This is a genomic window from Caulobacter sp. UC70_42, from assembly GCF_044056025.1.
Classification (GTDB): Bacteria; Pseudomonadota; Alphaproteobacteria; order Caulobacterales; family Caulobacteraceae; genus Caulobacter.
The window spans coordinates 1,371,431-1,387,679 of sequence record NZ_CP171994.1; the positions used below are offsets into that span (position 1 = coordinate 1,371,431).

Here is a 16,249-nt window from a genome sequence, read left to right on the forward strand (position 1 = left end):
GCGGGCCGCACCGTAGACCCCGAGGCGAGGGCTGTCAGCGGGTCATTCGGCGGCGAGGCTTGCAGTTTTACTATCGAGCAGGGGCTCCAACAGGGTTTCCGCCAGCCAGCGGACCACCGGAACCGCGACGCCGTCGCCGATCACCTGCAGACCCGCCGTCTGCGAACGCGGCAGGGCGTAGCTGTCCGGCAGGCCCATCAGGCGCGCGCCCTCGCGCGGACTGACCAGCCGCGAGCGGACTGCGCCGTTCTCGATGACCAGCAGGGTCTGGCGCGAGGAACCGCCGCGCGGGGTGCGCAGACAGCCCGCCAGGCCGTCAAATCGCACCTCGGCCCGCTGCTGGCCGCCGCGCATCCGGCGGAAGACCGCACCGACCGAACGGCCGCCGGCCTCGCGGCGTGTCTCGACCGCCTGGCGGTGGCTGTCGGCCATCAGGGCCAGCAGGGCCTGCGTGCGTTTCGGCGGATTCCAGGTCACGGCGGCGTCGGGCTCGAGCACCACGGCCAGATCGGCGTTGCGAGCCGGGGGCGACGGGACGCCCCACCAGATCCAGCGCCCTTGCAGGTCCTCGGGCAGCCGCGCCGCCGCCTCGCGCACGGCCCGGGTGTGGAAGGCGCTGGAGCCTTCCAGGTCACCCGTCGGCAGGCGGGTGGCGACCACGAAGACGCGAGGCCGCGACTGCGGAACAAAGGCGCCGGCGTCGATCTCCAGAGCTCCGAAACGATACCCCTCCTCAGACAGCACGCCGCACAGGGCGGTGAAGTCGTCGCCGTGGTGCGAGGTCAGCAGGCCCACGACGTTCTCGATGACGATCACCGGCGGGGCGCGGCCCTGCGCCGACAGAGCCTTCATCTGGGTCCAGAAGCCGAAGAAGGCCGAAGACTTGCCGCCCGCCAGGCCCGCCCGCGCGCCGGCCAGGCTGAAGTCCTGGCAGGGGCTGGAGGCCCAGGCCAGGTCGGCGGTCGGCAGAGCTTCGGCGCTCAGGGCGAAGACGTCGCCCTCGTGGAAATGTCCCTCGGCGTCCGGGAAGTTGGCCCTGTAGGCCGCCGCCTTCACCGCGTCGAAGTCATTGGCGAAAGCGCATGCCCAGTCTTCGCCCAGGCCGAGGCGCGCCATGCCGCCGCCGGCGAAGAATTCAAGGAAGGAGGGACGAGCGTTCCGATTCATCGAAGCGAAGTGTCAGCCTCACCAGGCCTCGCCGGGATAGCCAGAGACATGCGCACCGCCGTCCTGATCGCCGCCGCCCTCGTTCTCGCCGCCTGCGATGCGCCGCTGGGCTCGAACGAGAACGCGCCGCCGCCAGCCGACGCACCAGTGATGATGGGCCCGGACTACGGCGGCGACTTCGACGCGGTCGGGACCGAGCCGTTCTGGACCCTCAAGATCCGCGCCGCCAGCATGACCCTGGCCCGTCCGGACCACGCGGAGGTCGCCACCGCCAATCCCGGCGTGCGGGCCGATGGCGACCAGGGCGTCTGGGACGGCACGGTCGGTGAGCAGCGGCTGGTCCTGCGCCTGACGCCGGGCGACTGTTCGGACGGCATGTCCGACCGCCACTACGGCTATTCGGCCGAGGTCTGGATCGACGGCGAGACCTTGCGGGGCTGCGCCTCGAAAACACAGGACCTTGCGGCCCAGCCGCGACCTTAGTTTGACGCGCGACGTGCGTCGAAACCCGGCGGCCGCTTTCGGCTGTCGCGCTTCAGTCGCCCTTCGGCCCCAGATAGTTCGCACCGTAGACCGCCGCGCGGAAATCGCGGTGCAGGCTGGCGTCGAACGGGAAGGTCTGGACGAAGAACACAGCCGTCAGCCTGTTGGCCGGGTCGACCCAGAACAGCGTCGTCTCGCGGCCATCCCAGAAGAACTCGCCGACGGCGCCGCGATTTTCCTCAGCCGTCTTGGGTTGGCTCTTGCGGACCGCGAAGTCGAGGCCGAAGCCGACCGAGCCCTTGCTGGGCAGCCACCACGTCTCGGTGACGCGAGCGTCGAGATGGTCGGTCCCCATCAGGCGCACGGTCGAGGGCTTGAGGATCCGCACGCCGTCCAGCGTCCCGCCGCCCAGCAGCATGCGCGAGAAGCGGGCGTAGTCGTCGATTGGCGCGACCAGACCCGCCCCGCCCATGGTCAGGCGGCGGCCGGGGTCGAAGTTCAGCTTGCGGGTCTCGGCGTCGTCCTGGCGGGCCAGCTTGCCATCCGCGCCCTTGTTGTAGGTGGCGGCCAGACGCGCGAAGGCGGCCTCGGGCTGGGTCCAGCCGGTTTCCTTCATGCCCAGAGGGTCGAGGATGTGCGCCTTCGCATAAGCCTCATAGGACTGGCCGCTCAGCACCTCGACCAGGCGCGCCTGAACGTCGACGGCGGCGCTGTAGCTCCACTGCTCGCCGGGTTGATAGAGCAGCGGCGCGGTCGCCAGGCGGCGGCTGAATTCGGCCAGGTCGTTCTTCAGGTTCAGCGGATCGACCGTCTGGAAGACCTTGTCGGCCGGCAGGCCGCGTCCGCCGTACGAGAAGCCGGCCGTGTGACGCATCACATCGCGGATCAGGATCGGACGGTTGGCCGGGACCACATGGCCCTGGGCGTCCATGACCTTCATGTCGGCGAATTCGGGCAGGTAGCGCGACAGCGGGTCATCGAGGCCGAACTTGCCCTGCTCCCAGAGCTGCATCAGCGCCACGCCCGTGATCGGCTTGGTCATCGAGAAGATCTGCACCAGGGTGTCGCGGCGCATCGGCTTGCCGGCCTCGCGGTCGGCCATGCCGGCGGTCCCGAAATAGCGCTCCTGGCCGTCCTGCCAGACCAGGGCCGAGACCCCGACGGCGCGGCCGCTGTCGACCATGGCCTTCAGGGCCGCGTCGATGCGGGCCTTGTCGATCTTGACCGGCGCTGCGGCTTCAGCGACCGCCGCCGGACGCGCCAGGGCGGGTGCGGCCGGAACGGCCAGCAGCATCGCCGCGACGGCGGCGAGGATCATCTTCTTGGACACGTGGCCTCCCGAACGCTTCTTATGACAACGTTGGCCATAAGGAGATCGGACTGTCGCCGACGTCTAGGCGCTTTTCCAGCGTGTCGTGGTCGTAGATGAGCCCGCTGATCAGGCCAGGTCGCGCTCCTGAGTGGCGACCAGCTTCAGATAGGCGCCATAGGGCGACTTGGCCAAGTCGTGCGCCAGGCCCATCAGCTGCTCCGTCGAGATCCAGCCGTTCTGAAACGCGACCTCCTCGAACGCAGCCGATTTTCAGGCCCTGCCGGTGCTCCAGCGTCCGCACGAACTCGGAGGCCTCCAGCAGGCTGTCGTGGGTGCCGGTGTCCAGCCAAGCGAAGCCCCGGCCCATGCGCTCGACCGACAGGTCTCCAGCCTCGAGATAGAAGCGGTTGATGTCGGTGATCTCAAGCTCGCCACGCGCGCTGGGCTTGAGGTCCCGCGCGAAGTCGACGACGCGGTGGTCGTACATGTAGAGCCCGGTCACCGCCCAGTTGGAACGTGGCTTTTCCGGCTTCTCCTCGATGGAGACGGCCTTTCCCGAAGCGTCGAACTCGACGACGCCGTAGCGCTGCGGGTCGTTGACGAAATAGGCGAAGACGCTGGCTCCGGACTTCGAGCGCTCCTTGGCGCCCTGCAGGATGCGACCCAGGCCCGCGCCGTAGAACAGGTTGTCGCCCAGCACCAGGATGGACGGCTCGCCGCCGACGAAATCCGCGCCAATGCGATAGGCCTCGGCCAGGCCGTTCGGATTGGCCTGTTCCGCGTAGGTGATGTTGATCCCCCACTTGGCCCCGTCGCCCAGCAGCCCCTCGAACAGCGGCAGGTCGCGCGGCGTGGAGATGATCAGGACGTCGCGCACGCCGGCCATCATCAGCACCGAGAGCGGATAGTAGATCATGGGTTTGTCGAAGACCGGCAGCAACTGCTTGCTGATCGCCATGGTCACGGGATGGAGGCGCGTGCCCGATCCGCCCGCGAGGATGATGCCCTTCATTACGTCTTCTTCTTCAGTCTTGACGGCCGAAACCTAGAGCGGAATTCACGACGGCGTGAGCCCTTAGTTTCAGGGGTTGCGTCTTCAACGCGATGATTTCGAAGAAATTTTGACCGCGGCGGCTCGAATATGCCCCTTGGCCGCGAGGTAGCGGTCGAGAGCGTCCGCCCAGTCCGGCATCGGACGACCGATCGCGGCGACCAGTTTGGCGTTCGACAGCGCGCTATAGGGCGGTCGGCGAGCGGGGGTCGGGAACTGGCTCGTTGGGATCGGCGCGACCTCGGCGGCGACACCGGCCCTGGCGATGATCGCGTCCGCGAAGGCGCACCACGACGCGATCCCCGAATTGACCACGTGATAGTCGCCCGCCGGGGCCTTGGCCGCGACCAGATCGAGGATGGCCTCGCCGGCGTCGAGGCTGGCGGTGGGCGACATCACCTGGTCGGCGACGACGGTCAGGCGGCCCTTCTCCTTGGCCAGACGGAGCATGGTCTCGACGAAATTGCCGCCCTTGCCGCTGGCGCCGGCCACGCCGAACAGCGAGGCGACGCGGGCGACGATGACGTCGTCGTGCTCCAGTCGGGCCAGGTCCTCGCCCAGGGCCTTGGTCGCGCCATACACGTTGACCGGCGCCCGGCCGACGTCTTCCGACAGGGGCTCGCGTTGGGCCTGACCGCCGTAGACATAGTCGGTCGAGACCTGCACCAGTCGCGCGCCCCTGGCGGCGCAGGCCCTGGCCAGGCGGCCGGCGAAGTGGGCGTTGACCGCCACGGCCGGACCCGGATCCTTCTCGCAGTCGTCGACGCGGGTGACGGCCACGCAGTTGATGGCGATGTCGAAGTCGAGGCCGTCGAAGCCGGCCGCCGGATCGGCCGCGTCGACCTGGGCGCGGGTCACGGCCACTAGGTCGAGACCACGCCGACCGGCCAGCGTGACGAGGTCCGATCCCAGCTGGCCGTTGGCGCCGAAGAGGGCGATACGCATCAGGCGGTCTTCAATCCCAGGCGCTCGCCGGCATAGCGCTCGCGCAACGGGGCCCACCAGGCCTCGTTGTCGAGGTACCACTGGACGGTCTTGCGCAGACCGGTCTCGAAGGTCTCCCGCGCCGTCCAGCCCAGTTCGGTTTCCAGTTTGGTGGCGTCGATGGCGTAGCGGGCGTCGTGGCCCGGACGGTCGGCGACGAAGGTGATCAGTTCGCGACGGCTTTGGCCGGCGATCGGACGCAGCTCGTCCAGCACGTCGCAGATCGCCTCGACCACCTGCAGATTGGTCCGCTCGTTGCGGCCGCCGACATTGTAGCTCTCGCCGGGCGCGCCCTTCGTGGCGATCAGGTGCAGGGCGCGGGCGTGGTCCTCGACGTGCAGCCAGTCGCGGACATTGTCGCCCTTGCCGTATACCGGCAGCGGCTTGCCTTCCAGGGCATTCAGCGTGACCAGCGGGATCAGCTTCTCGGGGAAATGATAGGGCCCGTAGTTGTTCGAGCAGTTCGAGACCACCACCGGCAGGCCGTAGGTGTGATGCCAGGCGCGGGCCAGGTGATCGGACGAGGCCTTGGAGGCCGAATAGGGCGAGCGCGGATCGTAGGGCGTGGTCTCGCTGAACAGGCCATCCGCGCCAAGACTGCCGAACACTTCGTCGGTCGAGATGTGATGGAAGCGGAAGGCGGCCTTCTCGTCGCCCTCCAGGCCTCGCCAGTGCTCGAGCGCCGCCTGCAGCATCACATAGGTGCCGACGATGTTGGTCTGGACGAAGTCGCCGGGGCCGGTGATCGAGCGGTCGACATGGCTTTCGGCGGCCAGGTGCATGACCACGTTGGGCCGGAAGGCCTTGATCGTGGCCGAGACGGTCGCCGCGTCGGCGACGTCGCCCTGCACGAACTGGTAGTCGGCCTTGCCCTCCAGCATGGCCAGGCTGGCCGGCGAGGCCGCGTAGGTCAGCTTGTCGTAGTTGAGAATCGCGACGTCGTTCTGGCCGGCCAGATGACGGCATACGGCCGAGCCGATGAAGCCCGACCCGCCGGTCACCATCACGCGAAGATTTTGCTGCGACATGCGCTGGAAAGCTCAAGCCCTAGACGAGCACGCCCCGTACTCCAGTTTTTAGTGTACGCGCAACAGTCCGTGCCCGAACGCTGGGGCTCGGCCCCTAGTCGGTGAACACCACCGTCTTGCGGCCGTTCAGCAAAACCCGGTCTTCCAGGCGATAGCGCAGGGCGCGCGCCAGCACCCGACGCTCGATGTCGCGGCCCTTGCGGGACCAGGTCCTCGGGCGTATCGCGGTGACTGATGCGCTCGACGTCCTGCTCGATGATCGGGCCTTCGTCGAGGTCGCCCGTCACGTAGTGAGCCGAGGCGCCGATCAGCTTCACGCCGCGCGCATGGGCCTGGTGATAGGGCTTGGCGCCCTTGAAGCCCGGCAGGAACGAGTGGTGGATATTGATGCAGCGGCCCTGCAGCTTGGCCGACAGGCCATCGGACAGCACCTGCATGTAGCGGGCGAGCACGACGATGTCGGTCCTGGTGTCCTGAAATCAGCTTCCAGAGTTCGGCTTCCTGCTCGAACTTGGTTTCCTTGGTCACCGGCAGGTGGTGGAAGGGCAGGCCCGAGAGGTCGATGTGCTCGTAGGTCTCGGCGGGATGGTTCGAAACCACGCCGGCGATGTCCATCGGCAGCTCGCCGATCCGCCAGCGATAGACGAGGTCGGCCAGGCAGTGGTCGAACTTGCTGGCCAGCAGCAGCACGCGATAGCGCTCGGCGCGGTCGCGCAGGGTCCACTTCATCTTGAAGGCTTCGCCCACGGTCCCGAACTCGGCGCGCAACGCCGCTCGGTCAGCGCCATCGGCGTCGAACACCACGCGCATGAAGAATTGACCGGTCTCCTGGTCGTCGAACTGCTGGGCGTTCGAGGATGTTGCAGCCACGCTCGAACAGAAAGGCGGACACCTTGGCGACGATGCCGCGCTGGTCGGGACAGGAGAGGGTCAGGATCATGATCCGCTCCCTCTAGAGAACCCCATCGCCGAAGAAAAGCGGCTGAACGCCTGAGGCGGGGCCGATTTTTCTGGCGCGGCGGACGTTTTCCTAAACCTGGGGCACGGCCATGCCGCGCTGGACGGCCGGTCGGTCGCCCACCGCCTGCAGCCAGGCCTCGACGGCGGGGACGCCCGGTTCGCGGTCGGGCTCGGCCTTGGCCAGGGCGGCGAGAATGGCCTTGGTCCAGGCATAGCTGGCGATGTCGGCGATGGAGAAGTGCTCGCCGGCCAGCCAGGGATGGTCGTTCAGCCGCCGATCCATCACGCCCAGAAGGCGCGTGACCTCATCGCCGAACCGGTTGATGGCGGCCGGGATCTTCTCGTCGGCGCGGAGGGCGAAATAGTTGTACTGGCCGGCCATGGGCCCCAGGCCGCCGACCTGCCAGAAGGTCCATTCCAGCGCCGCCCAGCGCTCGGGCCCGCTGGGCGCCAGCAGCTTGCCGGTCTTCTCGGCCAAATAGACGAGGATCGCGCCGCTCTCGAACACGGTCTGCGGGCCACCACTCGCGTCGTGGTCGACGATGGCCGGGATCTTGTTGTTGGGCGAGATGGCCAGGAATTTCGGGTCGAACTGCTCGTCCTTGCCGATGTTCACCGGGTGGACCCTGTAGAGCAGGCCCACCTCCTCCAGCATGATCGAGGCCTTGCGGCCGTTGGGCGTGGTCCAGGTGTAGAGGTCGATCACGGGGCGTCTCCCAGGAAAACTCTGGCTGCCTACATGGAGGTCAACACCGCGCAGTCTAGCGATCTCGCCGCGCGCGGGTAGGCGTCGGCGAACGAACGGGTCTAGGCTCGGCGCATGGTTTCCTCATCCGAAGTCCTGTCCGCCCGCGCCGTCGACATCCTGAAGACGCTGGTGGCGTTCGACACCACATCGCGCCGCTCGAACCTGGAGCTGATCCAGTGGGTCGAGGCCTATCTGGCTCATCTGGACGTGCCGAGCCGCCGGGTGCCGAACGCGGACGGGACCAAGTCCAATCTGCTGGCGAGCATCGGGCCGGCGGTCGAGGGCGGGGTTGTGCTGTCGGGCCATACCGACGTCGTGCCGGTCGACGGCCAGCCGTGGTCCAGCGATCCGTGGGTGCTGACCGAGCGCGACGGACGGCTCTACGGACGCGGGACCTGCGACATGAAGGGGTTCCTGGCCCTGGCCCTGGCCGCCGCGCCCGACCTGGCCCAGGCGACGCTGAAGAAGCCCGTTCACCTGGCCTTCTCCTATGACGAGGAAGTCGGATGCCTGGGCGCGCCGGACATGATCGAGGTCATCGCCAACGACCTGCCTCGCCCGGCCCTCGTCGTGGTCGGCGAGCCCACCGACATGGTCGCCGTCCGCGCCCACAAGGGCATCGCCAGCTTCATCGTCACGGTGACGGGCCGCGAGGCCCATTCCAGCCTCACCCACCTGGGCGTCTCTCGGCCAACATGGCGGCGATCAAGCTGATGGCGATGCTGGTCGAGCTTTCCGAAAGGCTGGAGCGCGAGGCCGATCCGAACTCGCTGTTCATCCCGAAGGGCGCGACCCTGACCGTCGGCCAGGTCAATGGCGGCACCGCCGTCAACATCTTGGCGCGCGAATGCGTGTTCGTCTTCGACCTGCGCACCCCGGCCAATCTGGAACCCATGGCGATCCTCGCCGACTTCTTCGCGGCGGTCGAGCGCATGGACGCCGAGATCAAGGCCAAGGCGCCCGAGGGCGGCGTCAAGGTCGAGCGCCGATCGCTGACCCGGCCTTCGCGCCGGAAGAGAACGGCGTCGCCGAGGCCTTCGCTCGCAAGCTGGCCGGCGACAACGGTCCGGCCCGGGTCGTGCCCTATGCCGCCGAGGCCGGGCAGTTCCAGGGCGCGGGCTTCTCGACCGTGATCTGCGGCCCCGGCTCGATCGACCAGGCCCACCAGCCCGACGAATATGTCGAGATCAGCCAGATGCAGCGCGGCGCGGCCTTCATGCGCCGGCTGATCAAGGACCTTTCCATTTCCTGATGACGAAGCGGCGACCGATGAACGCCGCTGGATCGATCGACATCACCCGCAGGATCGCGCCCGGCGAAGCCTTGCGCTTGGCCTGGATAGCGCGGCGGTCCGCCAAGACCTGATCCAGGTCCTCGCGTTTTAGCGCCGCCTTGATGCCCCGGATGGCCGGCGCCACGTCGCCGCGCCGCCAGTGCAGCAGAAGCAGGCCCGCCGTCACCGCCACATGCAGGGGCAGGGTGACCGGGAACAGCCAGCCAGGCGTGTTCTTGACGAAGGTCCAGATGCGGTTGCGCGAACCGTGGAAGATCGAGAAGTCCGACCGCACGCCCGTACTGGCCGAACCGACGTGGGCGACCCTGGCCTTGGGCAGCAGCAGGGTCGGGTAGTCGTAGAGGCGCAGGCGGTAGCCCAGGTCGACGTCCTCGCAGTAGCAGAAGTAGCGCTCGTCGAAGCCGCCGACCGCGAGGAACAGCTCTCGGTCAATCAGCATGGCCGCGCCGCAGGCCGAGAACACCTCGCCCTCGGGTAGAACCGTCGGTTCCTTGCGGCCATACCCGCCCCGGAACGGGATGCCCGCGCTGGTGACATTGTCGCCGGCCCCGTCCAGCAGACCCGGCCGGTCGGCCGACAGCTGCAGCGAGGCGAAACTCTTCACGGTCGGATAGCGGTCGACGCCGGCCATCAGCTCGGCCAGCCACTCGGGATCGGCGTAGGCGTCGGGATTGAGCAGGACCAGCCAGCGACCCTTGGCGCGCCGGGCCGCGAAGTTGTTGCCCGCCGCGAAACCCAGATTGGCGCCGGCCTCGACGGAATCGACCCACGGATGGCCCTTGGCCGCCGCCTGGGGCGCGCCGTCGGTCGAGGCGTTGTCGATCAGGATCGTCTCGAAGTCGCGGAAGGTCTGAGCCGCCAGCCTGTCCAGGCACGGCTCCAGGGTCGGTCCGCTCTGGTAGGAGACGATGATCACGCTAACGAGCGGGCCGGTCTTGTTTTCCATCGTCTCAGGCGGCATCGGTGGCCGGTTCGTTTCTCAAGGCAAATACGCGTCATGAAGATCACGCCGCTGGCGATCCCCGAAGTGCTGCTTATCACGCCCGCGCGCCATGGCGATGAGCGGGGCTGGTTTTCCGAGACCTTCCGCCAGTCGGCGCTGGAGGAGGCCGGTTTCAAGGCTGCGTTTGTCCAGGACAACCACGTCCGCTCCACGACGCGCGGCATCCAGCGCGGCCTGCACTACCAGAAGCCGCCGCACGCCCAGGACAAGCTGCTGCGCTGCGTGGTCGGGTCGATCTTCGACGTCGCGGTCGACATCCGGAAGGGCTCGTCGACCTATGGCCGGTGGGTCGGGGCCGAGCTGTCGGCCGAGAACCGTCAGCAGCTGCTGGTCCCCAAGGGCTTCGCCCACGGCTACGTCACCCTGACCGACGCCTGCGAAGTGCTCTACAAGGTGACCGGCTACTATGCCCCCGCCGCCGAGGGCGCGGTGCGCTGGAGCGACCCGGGCATCGGCATCGACTGGCCTATCCCCGCAACTGAGATCACCGCCAACGATCGCGACAACGCCGCGCCGCTGCTGAGCGAGATCGATTCGCCGTTTACCTACGAGGCCTGACCATGAGCTTCACCGACTTCTTCTGGACTTCGCACGAAGGCCTGCCACTGCACGCCCGTGACTACGCCCCAATGGGCGTTTCTGGCGGCGAGACCCAGAAGCTGCCGGTGATCTGCATCCATGGCCTGACCCGCAACGCCCGCGACTTCGAGAACCAGGCCCCGCGCATCGCCGCCACGGGCCGCCGCGTGCTGGCGGTCGACGTGCGCGGTCGGGGCCTGTCGGCGCGCGATCCGAACCCGATGAACTACCATCCGGGAACCTACGCCGCCGACATCGTCTCGCTGCTCCAGGCAGCCGGGATCGACAAGGCGGTGTTCGTCGGCACCAGCATGGGCGGGCTGATCACCATGGTGCTGACCTCGCTAAAGCCCGAGGCCATCGCCGCCGCCGTGCTGAACGATGTCGGCCCCGAGCTGTCGCCTGTCGGCCTGGCCCGCATCGCCGGCTATACCGGCATGGCCAGCCGGTTCGAGACCTGGGACGACGCCGTGGCCTACGCCAAGGCGATCAATGAGGCCGCCTTCCCCGCCTACTCAGCCGAAGACTGGGACGCCTTCGCCCGTTGCCTGTTCGACGAAGCCGATGGCGGCTACGTCCTGGCCTATGACCCCGACATCTCGGCCCCGATCAAGGCCGCCGCCGAAGCGGCCGCGAAGTCGCAGGCCGAAGGCGGCCCAAAGGGAGGGCAGGCCCTGGCTCCGCCGGACATGTACCCGCTGTTCCGGGCCTTGGCGAAGGACCGGCCGCTGCTGCTGGTGCGCGGCGGCATCTCGGACCTGATCGACCCCGCCATCGCCGAGCGCATGCGCGCCGCCGCGCCGCACATGGCCTATGCCGAGGTCCCCGGCGTGGGCCACGCCCCGATGCTCACCGAGCCGGAAGCCTGGGCGGCGATAGAAAACCTGCTGAGGGAAGCGCCCTGAGGGGCATGGCCAAGGGGTGTTTTGCCGGCTCGACCGTGTTAGACGCCCGCCACGGCCCGTTCCTCGCCGCGACAGAGTGCTGACCCGATGACCCTCGACCTCGCCGCCATCCAAGCCGCCGCCGGCCGCCTGAAGGGTCAGATCGAGCGCACCCCGTGCCGACACTCCAAGACGCTGTCGAAGATCACCGGCGCCGAGGTGTGGGTGAAGTTCGAGAACCTGCAGTTCACCGCCGCCTACAAGGAGCGCGGCGCGCTGAACAAGCTGATGCTGCTGTCGGACGCCGAGAAGGCCAAGGGCGTCATCGCCGCCAGCGCCGGCAACCACGCCCAGGGCCTTGCCTATCACGGCGCTCGCCTCGGCGTGCCCGTCACCATCGTCATGCCCCGCACCACGCCGTTCGTGAAGGTGCAGCACACCCGCGACTTCGGCGCGACCGTGATCATCGAGGGCGAGACCTATGACGACGCCAACGCCCACGCCCGCAAGCTGCGCGATGAGCAGGGCCTGACCTTCGTCCACCCGTTCGACGACTACGACATCATGGCCGGCCAGGGCACGATCGCCCTGGAGATGCTGGAAGACGCGCCGGACCTGGAAGTTCTACCGGTGCCGATCGGCGGCGGCGGCCTGATCAGCGGCGTGGCCACGGCGGCCAAGGCGCTGAAGTCCGACATCCACATCGTCGGCTGCGAGCCGGCGATGTACCCGTCCTTCACCGCCAAGATGCGCGGCATCACCGCCCATTGCGGCGGCCAGACCATCGCCGAGGGCGTGGCGGTCAAGACGGTCGGCGACCTGACCTATGGCGTCGCCCGCCCGCTGATCGACGACGTGCTGCTGCTGGAAGAGCCGTACATCGAGCAGGCCGTGGCGCTCTACTGCAATGTCGAGAAGACCATCGCCGAGGGCGCCGGCGCGGCGTCGCTCGCGGCCCTGCTGGCCTATCCGGAACGCTTCCGGGGCAAGAAGTGCGGCCTGATCCTGTGCGGCGGCAATATCGACACCCGCCTGCTGGCCTCGGTCCTGACCCGCGAACTCGTCCGCGCCCAGCGCCTGATCAGCCTGCGGATCATCGGCGACGATCGTCCCGGCCTGCTGTCGACGGTGGCCAGCGTGATCGGCGCGATGGGCGCCAATATCATCGAGGTCAACCACAACCGCCTGGCCCTGGACGTCCCTGCCAAGGGCGCGGAATTCGACATCACCATCGAGACCCGCGACGCCCAGCACACCCAGGACGTCATGAACGCCCTGCGCGAGAAGGGCTATCCGCCGCGGGCCGTCTAAGGCGGCCTATTCCTTCGGCTTGCCCGGGCCCAGACGGTTCACGTCCAGCAGCTCGATCTTGAAGATCATCACGCTGTTGGCCGGGATCGGACCCTTGTCCTGCGCGCCATAGCCGAGGGCCGGCGGCACGTAGAGGATCCACTCGTCGCCGGCCTTCATGCGCTGCAGGGCGATGACCCAGGCCGGGACCAGGCCGTCCAGCGGGAACACGGCCGGCACGCCACGCTCGTAGCTGGAGTTCGAACACCGTGCCGTCCAGCAGCTTGCCCTCGTAGTGGACCTTGACCTCGTCGGCCTGGGTCGGGTGCAGGCCGCCCTGAGGCCCCTCGCGCACCACCTTGTACTGCAGGCCTTGCGGCAGGGTGACGACCCCGGGCTCCTTGGCGTTCTTGGCCATGAATTCGTCGGCGATGGAGAGGTTTTCCTGCGCCTTCTTGCTGGGCCCGCAGGCGGCCAGGGCCAAGCCGGCGGCGGCGAGGGTGACGAGAAGAGCGCGACGATGCATGACAGACCTCAAACGTTCAGGCCGTCCAGCTAGCACGGACCGCCCGCGATTCCATCTCCGTGCAAGCATTGACCCGCGCGGAAGGCGATTTCACGGAACAGTGGTGGCTTTCGCTGGCCAGCCCTCTTAGAAACGGCCTCCCGAACATCAGGCGAGCCGCTCATGAAACCCGTTCGTAAAGCCGTCCTTCCTGTCGCCGGCTTTGGCACCCGCGTGCTGCCCGGCACGAAGACCACCCCGAAGGAACTGCTGAACGTCGTCGATCGGCCGATCCTGTCCTACATCATCGCCGAAGGCCGCGCGGCCGGCATCGAGCACTTCGTCTTCGTCACCGGCCGCAACAAGGGCGCGATCGAGGACTATTTCGACCACCAGGTCGAGCTGGAAGCCGCCCTGGCCGCCAAGGGCAAGACCGCCCTGCTCGACGAACTGCTGGCCGAGCTGCCCAAGCCGGGCGAGATGAGCTTCGTGCGCCAGATGGCCCCGCTGGGCCTGGGCCATGCGGTGTGGTGCGCGCGCGACATCATCGGCGACGAGCCCTTCGCCGTCATGCTGCCCGACATGGTCATGCACGCCCAGAAGTCGGCCCTGGCCCAGGCCATCGAGGCCTATGACCAAGTCGGCGGCAACATCGTCGTGGTCGAGCCCTGCCCCGAGGGCCAGGCCCACCAGTACGGCATCGTCGCGCTGGACGGCCAGGACGGCCGCCTGAACCGCATGACCGGCATGGTCGAGAAGCCGCCGAAGGGCACGGAACCTTCGAACCTGTTCATCAGCGGTCGCTACATCCTGCAGCCCGAGATCTTCGACCTGCTGGCCAGCCAGGAGAAGGGCGCCGGCAACGAGATCCAGCTGACCGACTCGATGCTGAAGCTGCTGACCACCCAGGACTTCCACGCCCTGGAATACGAAGGCGTCACCTACGACTGCGGCGACAAGATCGGCCTGCTGCGCGCGAATGTCGCCCTGGCCCTGGCCAATCCGGGAACTGGGCGCCGCCGCCCGCGCCGCCATCGAGGACCTGCTGAAATAGACCCTCAGGCCCACTCGGCCAGGACCTCGGGATCGTCCTCGGCGCGCTTCAGCGCCGAGGCGTCTCCGAGCAGTCGCCGCGCGGCCCAGACGGCCGCGCCGCGCACCACGGACGCGGGGTCGGTCAGCAGGGGCTCGACCACCGCCATCAGCCCGACATCGCCGCTGTTGCCGATCGCGTAGAGCACGTTGCGCACGAAGCGATCTCGACCGATCCGCTTGATCGGGTTCTTCGAGAACAGCGCCCGGAACGCGGCGTCATCCAGGACAGCCAGTTCCGCCAGGGTCGGTTGCCGCAGTTCCTGGCGCGCCTGAAGCTTGGCCTCGCTCGACAGCGACGCGAACTTGTTCCACGGGCAGACCGCCAGGCAGTCGTCACAGCCGTAGATCCGATTGCCCAGGGCCTCGCGGAACTCCGCGGGGATGGGACCGGCGAGTTCGATCGTCAGGTACGAGATGCACCGCCGCGCATCCAGCTGGCGAGGCGCCGGAAAGGCTCTCGTCGGGCAGATGTCGAGACAGGCGCTGCACCGGCCGCAGTGGTCGACCTCGGCTTCATCCGGCGGCAGGTCGAGCGTGGTCAGCACGCTGCCCAGGAACAGCCAGGAGCCGAACTGCCGCGAGACCAGGTTTGTGTGCTTGCCCTGCCAGCCCAGACCTGCCCGTTGCGCCAGCGGCTTTTCCATCAGCGGCGCGGTGTCGACGAACACCTTCACGTCGGCGCCGAACCGGCGATGCATCCAGCCGGCCAGCAGCTTCAGGCGCTTTTTGATGACATCATGATAGTCGTCGCCCTGGGCATAGACAGAGATGGCCGCGTGGTCGCCGCGCGCCAGCTGCTCCAGCGGATCTATGTCGGGGCCATAGTTGACGCCCAGCACCACCGCCGACCTCGCATCCGCCCACATGGCCGTGGGATGCGAGCGCCGCTCCAGCGTCTCTTGCATCCAGCCCATCTCGCCATGGCGCTCGGCCGCGACGAAGGCCTCCAGCCACGCGCCATTCGGCCAGGCCGCCGCCGCGTCGGCGAAGCCGCAGGCCGAGAACCCCAGGTTCAGGGCCTCGGCGCGAATCTCGTCCTTGATGGTTTGAAAGCTCAGCTCAGAAGTCGAGGTCGTCATAATGCGCGGCCGGCGCGAGGCCGGGCCAGCGGTCGGCCAGGATCGGACGGAAGGCCGGCCTCGACTTCAACTTCATGTACCAGGTCTTCGCCGTGGAGAAGTCCTTCCAGGGCACATCGCCGAAATAGTCGATGACGGAGAGGTGCGCCGCGGCGGCGAAGTCGGCCAGGCTCATGCGACGGCCAGCCAGCCAGTCGCGGGTCTGCAAGAGGCCGTCGATATAGCCCAGATGCGCCCGCAGCGCCTCGCGCCCCTGCCGCAGGGCGGCCAGGTCCGGCGCGCCCATGCGAAGAAGGCGCTTCTCCATCTTTTCGTGCAGCAGGAAGCCGTTGACCTCGTTGTCGAACTTGCGGTCGAACCACTGCAGCAGGCGGCGCGCCTCGGCGCGCTCGGCCGGGTCGCGACCGAGCAACGGCGGCTCTGGCTCGGTCTCCTCGATGTGCTCGAGGATGGCCCGGGTTTCGCAGACGACGAGGTTGCGTTGGTGGCGCGTCTCGACCAGCACCGGCGGCATGCCCGACGGGTTCAGCGAGGTGAACTCCGGCGGCATCTCCCAGTAGCGAACCTGGATCTCGAGGAACGGCAGCCGCTTCTCGCCCAGCGCCAGACGCACCTGTCGCGAGGCGGGGTCGAGAGGGAAATGGTGTAGGGTGCGTTCGACGCTCATGCCCAGGTGCGCTCAGGCTGCATCGAAAGAGCGATGCGCCGTTTTGCTTAACAACAGATTGCCGAACGGGGTTTACCCAAGAAAAGCAGACCTTTGTACGGCGCTTTGAACTCTTTTGCC

Annotated in this window: 12 protein-coding genes and 5 pseudogenes; 6 read left to right on the forward strand and 11 right to left on the reverse strand. The window is 67.9% G+C overall.

The genetic code is table 11. The features are described from left to right. Window positions 1–42: 42 nt before the first annotated feature. Entirely contained in the window at window positions 43–1,167 is a 1,125-nt protein-coding gene (locus ACHMW8_RS07140; RefSeq protein WP_395445128.1) for a DNA cytosine methyltransferase, read from the reverse strand. 48 nt (window positions 1,168–1,215) lie between these two features. Here ACHMW8_RS07140 and ACHMW8_RS07145 point away from each other — a divergent pair, with 48 nt between their 5' ends. Beyond that, entirely contained in the window at window positions 1,216–1,650 is a 435-nt protein-coding gene (locus ACHMW8_RS07145) for a COG3650 family protein (protein WP_395445129.1), read from the forward strand. Window positions 1,651–1,702: 52 nt separating this feature from the next. On the opposite strand, the gene ACHMW8_RS07150 is transcribed toward ACHMW8_RS07145, so the two are convergent. The 6 genes and pseudogenes from ACHMW8_RS07150 to ACHMW8_RS07175 form a co-directional block, all read right to left on the reverse strand. Continuing rightward, complete coding sequence (locus tag ACHMW8_RS07150) at window positions 1,703–2,980, reverse strand: serine hydrolase domain-containing protein (protein ID WP_395445130.1); 1,278 nt, start codon at window positions 2,978–2,980, stop codon at window positions 1,703–1,705. 108 nt (window positions 2,981–3,088) lie between these two features. Further along, window positions 3,089–3,974, reverse strand: a pseudogene (gene rfbA, locus ACHMW8_RS07155) (glucose-1-phosphate thymidylyltransferase RfbA). Window positions 3,975–4,058: 84 nt separating this feature from the next. Then, window positions 4,059–4,958 carry a dTDP-4-dehydrorhamnose reductase gene (rfbD, locus tag ACHMW8_RS07160; RefSeq protein WP_395445131.1) on the reverse strand — a complete coding sequence of 300 codons (900 nt, stop codon included), beginning with the start codon at window positions 4,956–4,958 and terminating at the stop codon, window positions 4,059–4,061. Beyond that, entirely contained in the window at window positions 4,958–6,025 is a 1,068-nt protein-coding gene (gene rfbB / locus ACHMW8_RS07165; RefSeq protein ID WP_395445132.1) for a dTDP-glucose 4,6-dehydratase, read from the reverse strand. The genes rfbD and rfbB overlap by 1 nt, the downstream gene beginning before the upstream one ends. Before the next feature lie 94 nt (window positions 6,026–6,119). After that, window positions 6,120–6,965: pseudogene (purU, locus tag ACHMW8_RS07170) on the reverse strand (formyltetrahydrofolate deformylase). 90 nt (window positions 6,966–7,055) lie between these two features. Further along, window positions 7,056–7,691 (reverse strand): glutathione S-transferase family protein, encoded by a 636-nt coding sequence (locus ACHMW8_RS07175; protein ID WP_395445133.1) that lies wholly within the window; start codon window positions 7,689–7,691, stop codon window positions 7,056–7,058. A 114-nt stretch (window positions 7,692–7,805) separates the two neighbouring features. Here ACHMW8_RS07175 and argE point away from each other — a divergent pair. Beyond that, window positions 7,806–8,985 (forward strand): annotated as a pseudogene (gene argE / locus ACHMW8_RS07180) (acetylornithine deacetylase). Here argE and ACHMW8_RS07185 read toward each other — a convergent pair. Beyond that, window positions 8,963–9,988 carry a glycosyltransferase family 2 protein gene (locus ACHMW8_RS07185; RefSeq protein ID WP_395445134.1) on the reverse strand — a complete coding sequence of 342 codons (1,026 nt, stop codon included), beginning with the start codon at window positions 9,986–9,988 and terminating at the stop codon, window positions 8,963–8,965. The pseudogene argE and the gene ACHMW8_RS07185 overlap by 23 nt on opposite strands. A gap of 36 nt (window positions 9,989–10,024) precedes the next feature. On the opposite strand from ACHMW8_RS07185, the gene rfbC reads away from it, so the two are divergent. The 3 genes from rfbC (at window position 10,025) to ACHMW8_RS07200 (ending at window position 12,804) form a co-directional block, all read left to right on the forward strand. Continuing rightward, window positions 10,025–10,588: a dTDP-4-dehydrorhamnose 3,5-epimerase gene (gene rfbC, locus ACHMW8_RS07190; RefSeq protein ID WP_395445135.1), complete on the forward strand. Its 564-nt coding sequence runs from the start codon at window positions 10,025–10,027 to the stop codon at window positions 10,586–10,588. Window positions 10,589–10,590: 2 nt separating this feature from the next. Continuing rightward, window positions 10,591–11,514, forward strand: coding sequence for an alpha/beta fold hydrolase (locus ACHMW8_RS07195; protein WP_395445136.1), 924 nt, complete (start codon window positions 10,591–10,593; stop codon window positions 11,512–11,514). A gap of 87 nt (window positions 11,515–11,601) precedes the next feature. Then, window positions 11,602–12,804: a threonine ammonia-lyase gene (locus ACHMW8_RS07200; protein ID WP_395445137.1), complete on the forward strand. Its 1,203-nt coding sequence runs from the start codon at window positions 11,602–11,604 to the stop codon at window positions 12,802–12,804. 6 nt (window positions 12,805–12,810) lie between these two features. On the opposite strand, the pseudogene ACHMW8_RS07205 reads toward ACHMW8_RS07200, so the two are convergent. Beyond that, window positions 12,811–13,309 (reverse strand): annotated as a pseudogene (locus tag ACHMW8_RS07205) (FKBP-type peptidyl-prolyl cis-trans isomerase). A gap of 162 nt (window positions 13,310–13,471) precedes the next feature. Here ACHMW8_RS07205 and ACHMW8_RS07210 point away from each other — a divergent pair. Beyond that, window positions 13,472–14,342, forward strand: a pseudogene (locus ACHMW8_RS07210) (UTP--glucose-1-phosphate uridylyltransferase). 4 nt (window positions 14,343–14,346) lie between these two features. On the opposite strand, the gene queG reads toward ACHMW8_RS07210, so the two are convergent. Both queG and fzlA read right to left on the reverse strand, forming a co-directional pair. After that, complete coding sequence (queG, locus tag ACHMW8_RS07215) at window positions 14,347–15,462, reverse strand: tRNA epoxyqueuosine(34) reductase QueG (protein WP_395445138.1); 1,116 nt, start codon at window positions 15,460–15,462, stop codon at window positions 14,347–14,349. Then, a complete protein-coding gene (gene fzlA, locus ACHMW8_RS07220) occupies window positions 15,443–16,129 on the reverse strand; it encodes an FtsZ-binding protein FzlA (RefSeq protein ID WP_125159028.1) in 687 nt (228 codons plus the stop codon). Before fzlA ends, queG begins: the two co-directional genes overlap by 20 nt. Between the last annotated feature and the right edge of the window lie 120 nt (window positions 16,130–16,249).

Coding starts and splice junctions, on each gene's coding strand:
- queG (WP_395445138.1), bottom strand. CDS start 15,462: ATGACGACCTCGACTTCTGAGCTGAGCTTTCAAACCATCAAGGACGAG.
- rfbC (WP_395445135.1), top strand. CDS start 10,025: ATGAAGATCACGCCGCTGGCGATCCCCGAAGTGCTGCTTATCACGCCC.
- rfbD (WP_395445131.1), bottom strand. CDS start 4,958: ATGCGTATCGCCCTCTTCGGCGCCAACGGCCAGCTGGGATCGGACCTC.
- ACHMW8_RS07185 (WP_395445134.1), bottom strand. CDS start 9,988: ATGCCGCCTGAGACGATGGAAAACAAGACCGGCCCGCTCGTTAGCGTG.
- ACHMW8_RS07140 (WP_395445128.1), bottom strand. CDS start 1,167: ATGAATCGGAACGCTCGTCCCTCCTTCCTTGAATTCTTCGCCGGCGGC.
- ACHMW8_RS07200 (WP_395445137.1), top strand. CDS start 11,602: ATGACCCTCGACCTCGCCGCCATCCAAGCCGCCGCCGGCCGCCTGAAG.
- rfbB (WP_395445132.1), bottom strand. CDS start 6,025: ATGTCGCAGCAAAATCTTCGCGTGATGGTGACCGGCGGGTCGGGCTTC.
- ACHMW8_RS07195 (WP_395445136.1), top strand. CDS start 10,591: ATGAGCTTCACCGACTTCTTCTGGACTTCGCACGAAGGCCTGCCACTG.
- ACHMW8_RS07145 (WP_395445129.1), top strand. CDS start 1,216: ATGCGCACCGCCGTCCTGATCGCCGCCGCCCTCGTTCTCGCCGCCTGC.
- fzlA (WP_125159028.1), bottom strand. CDS start 16,129: ATGAGCGTCGAACGCACCCTACACCATTTCCCTCTCGACCCCGCCTCG.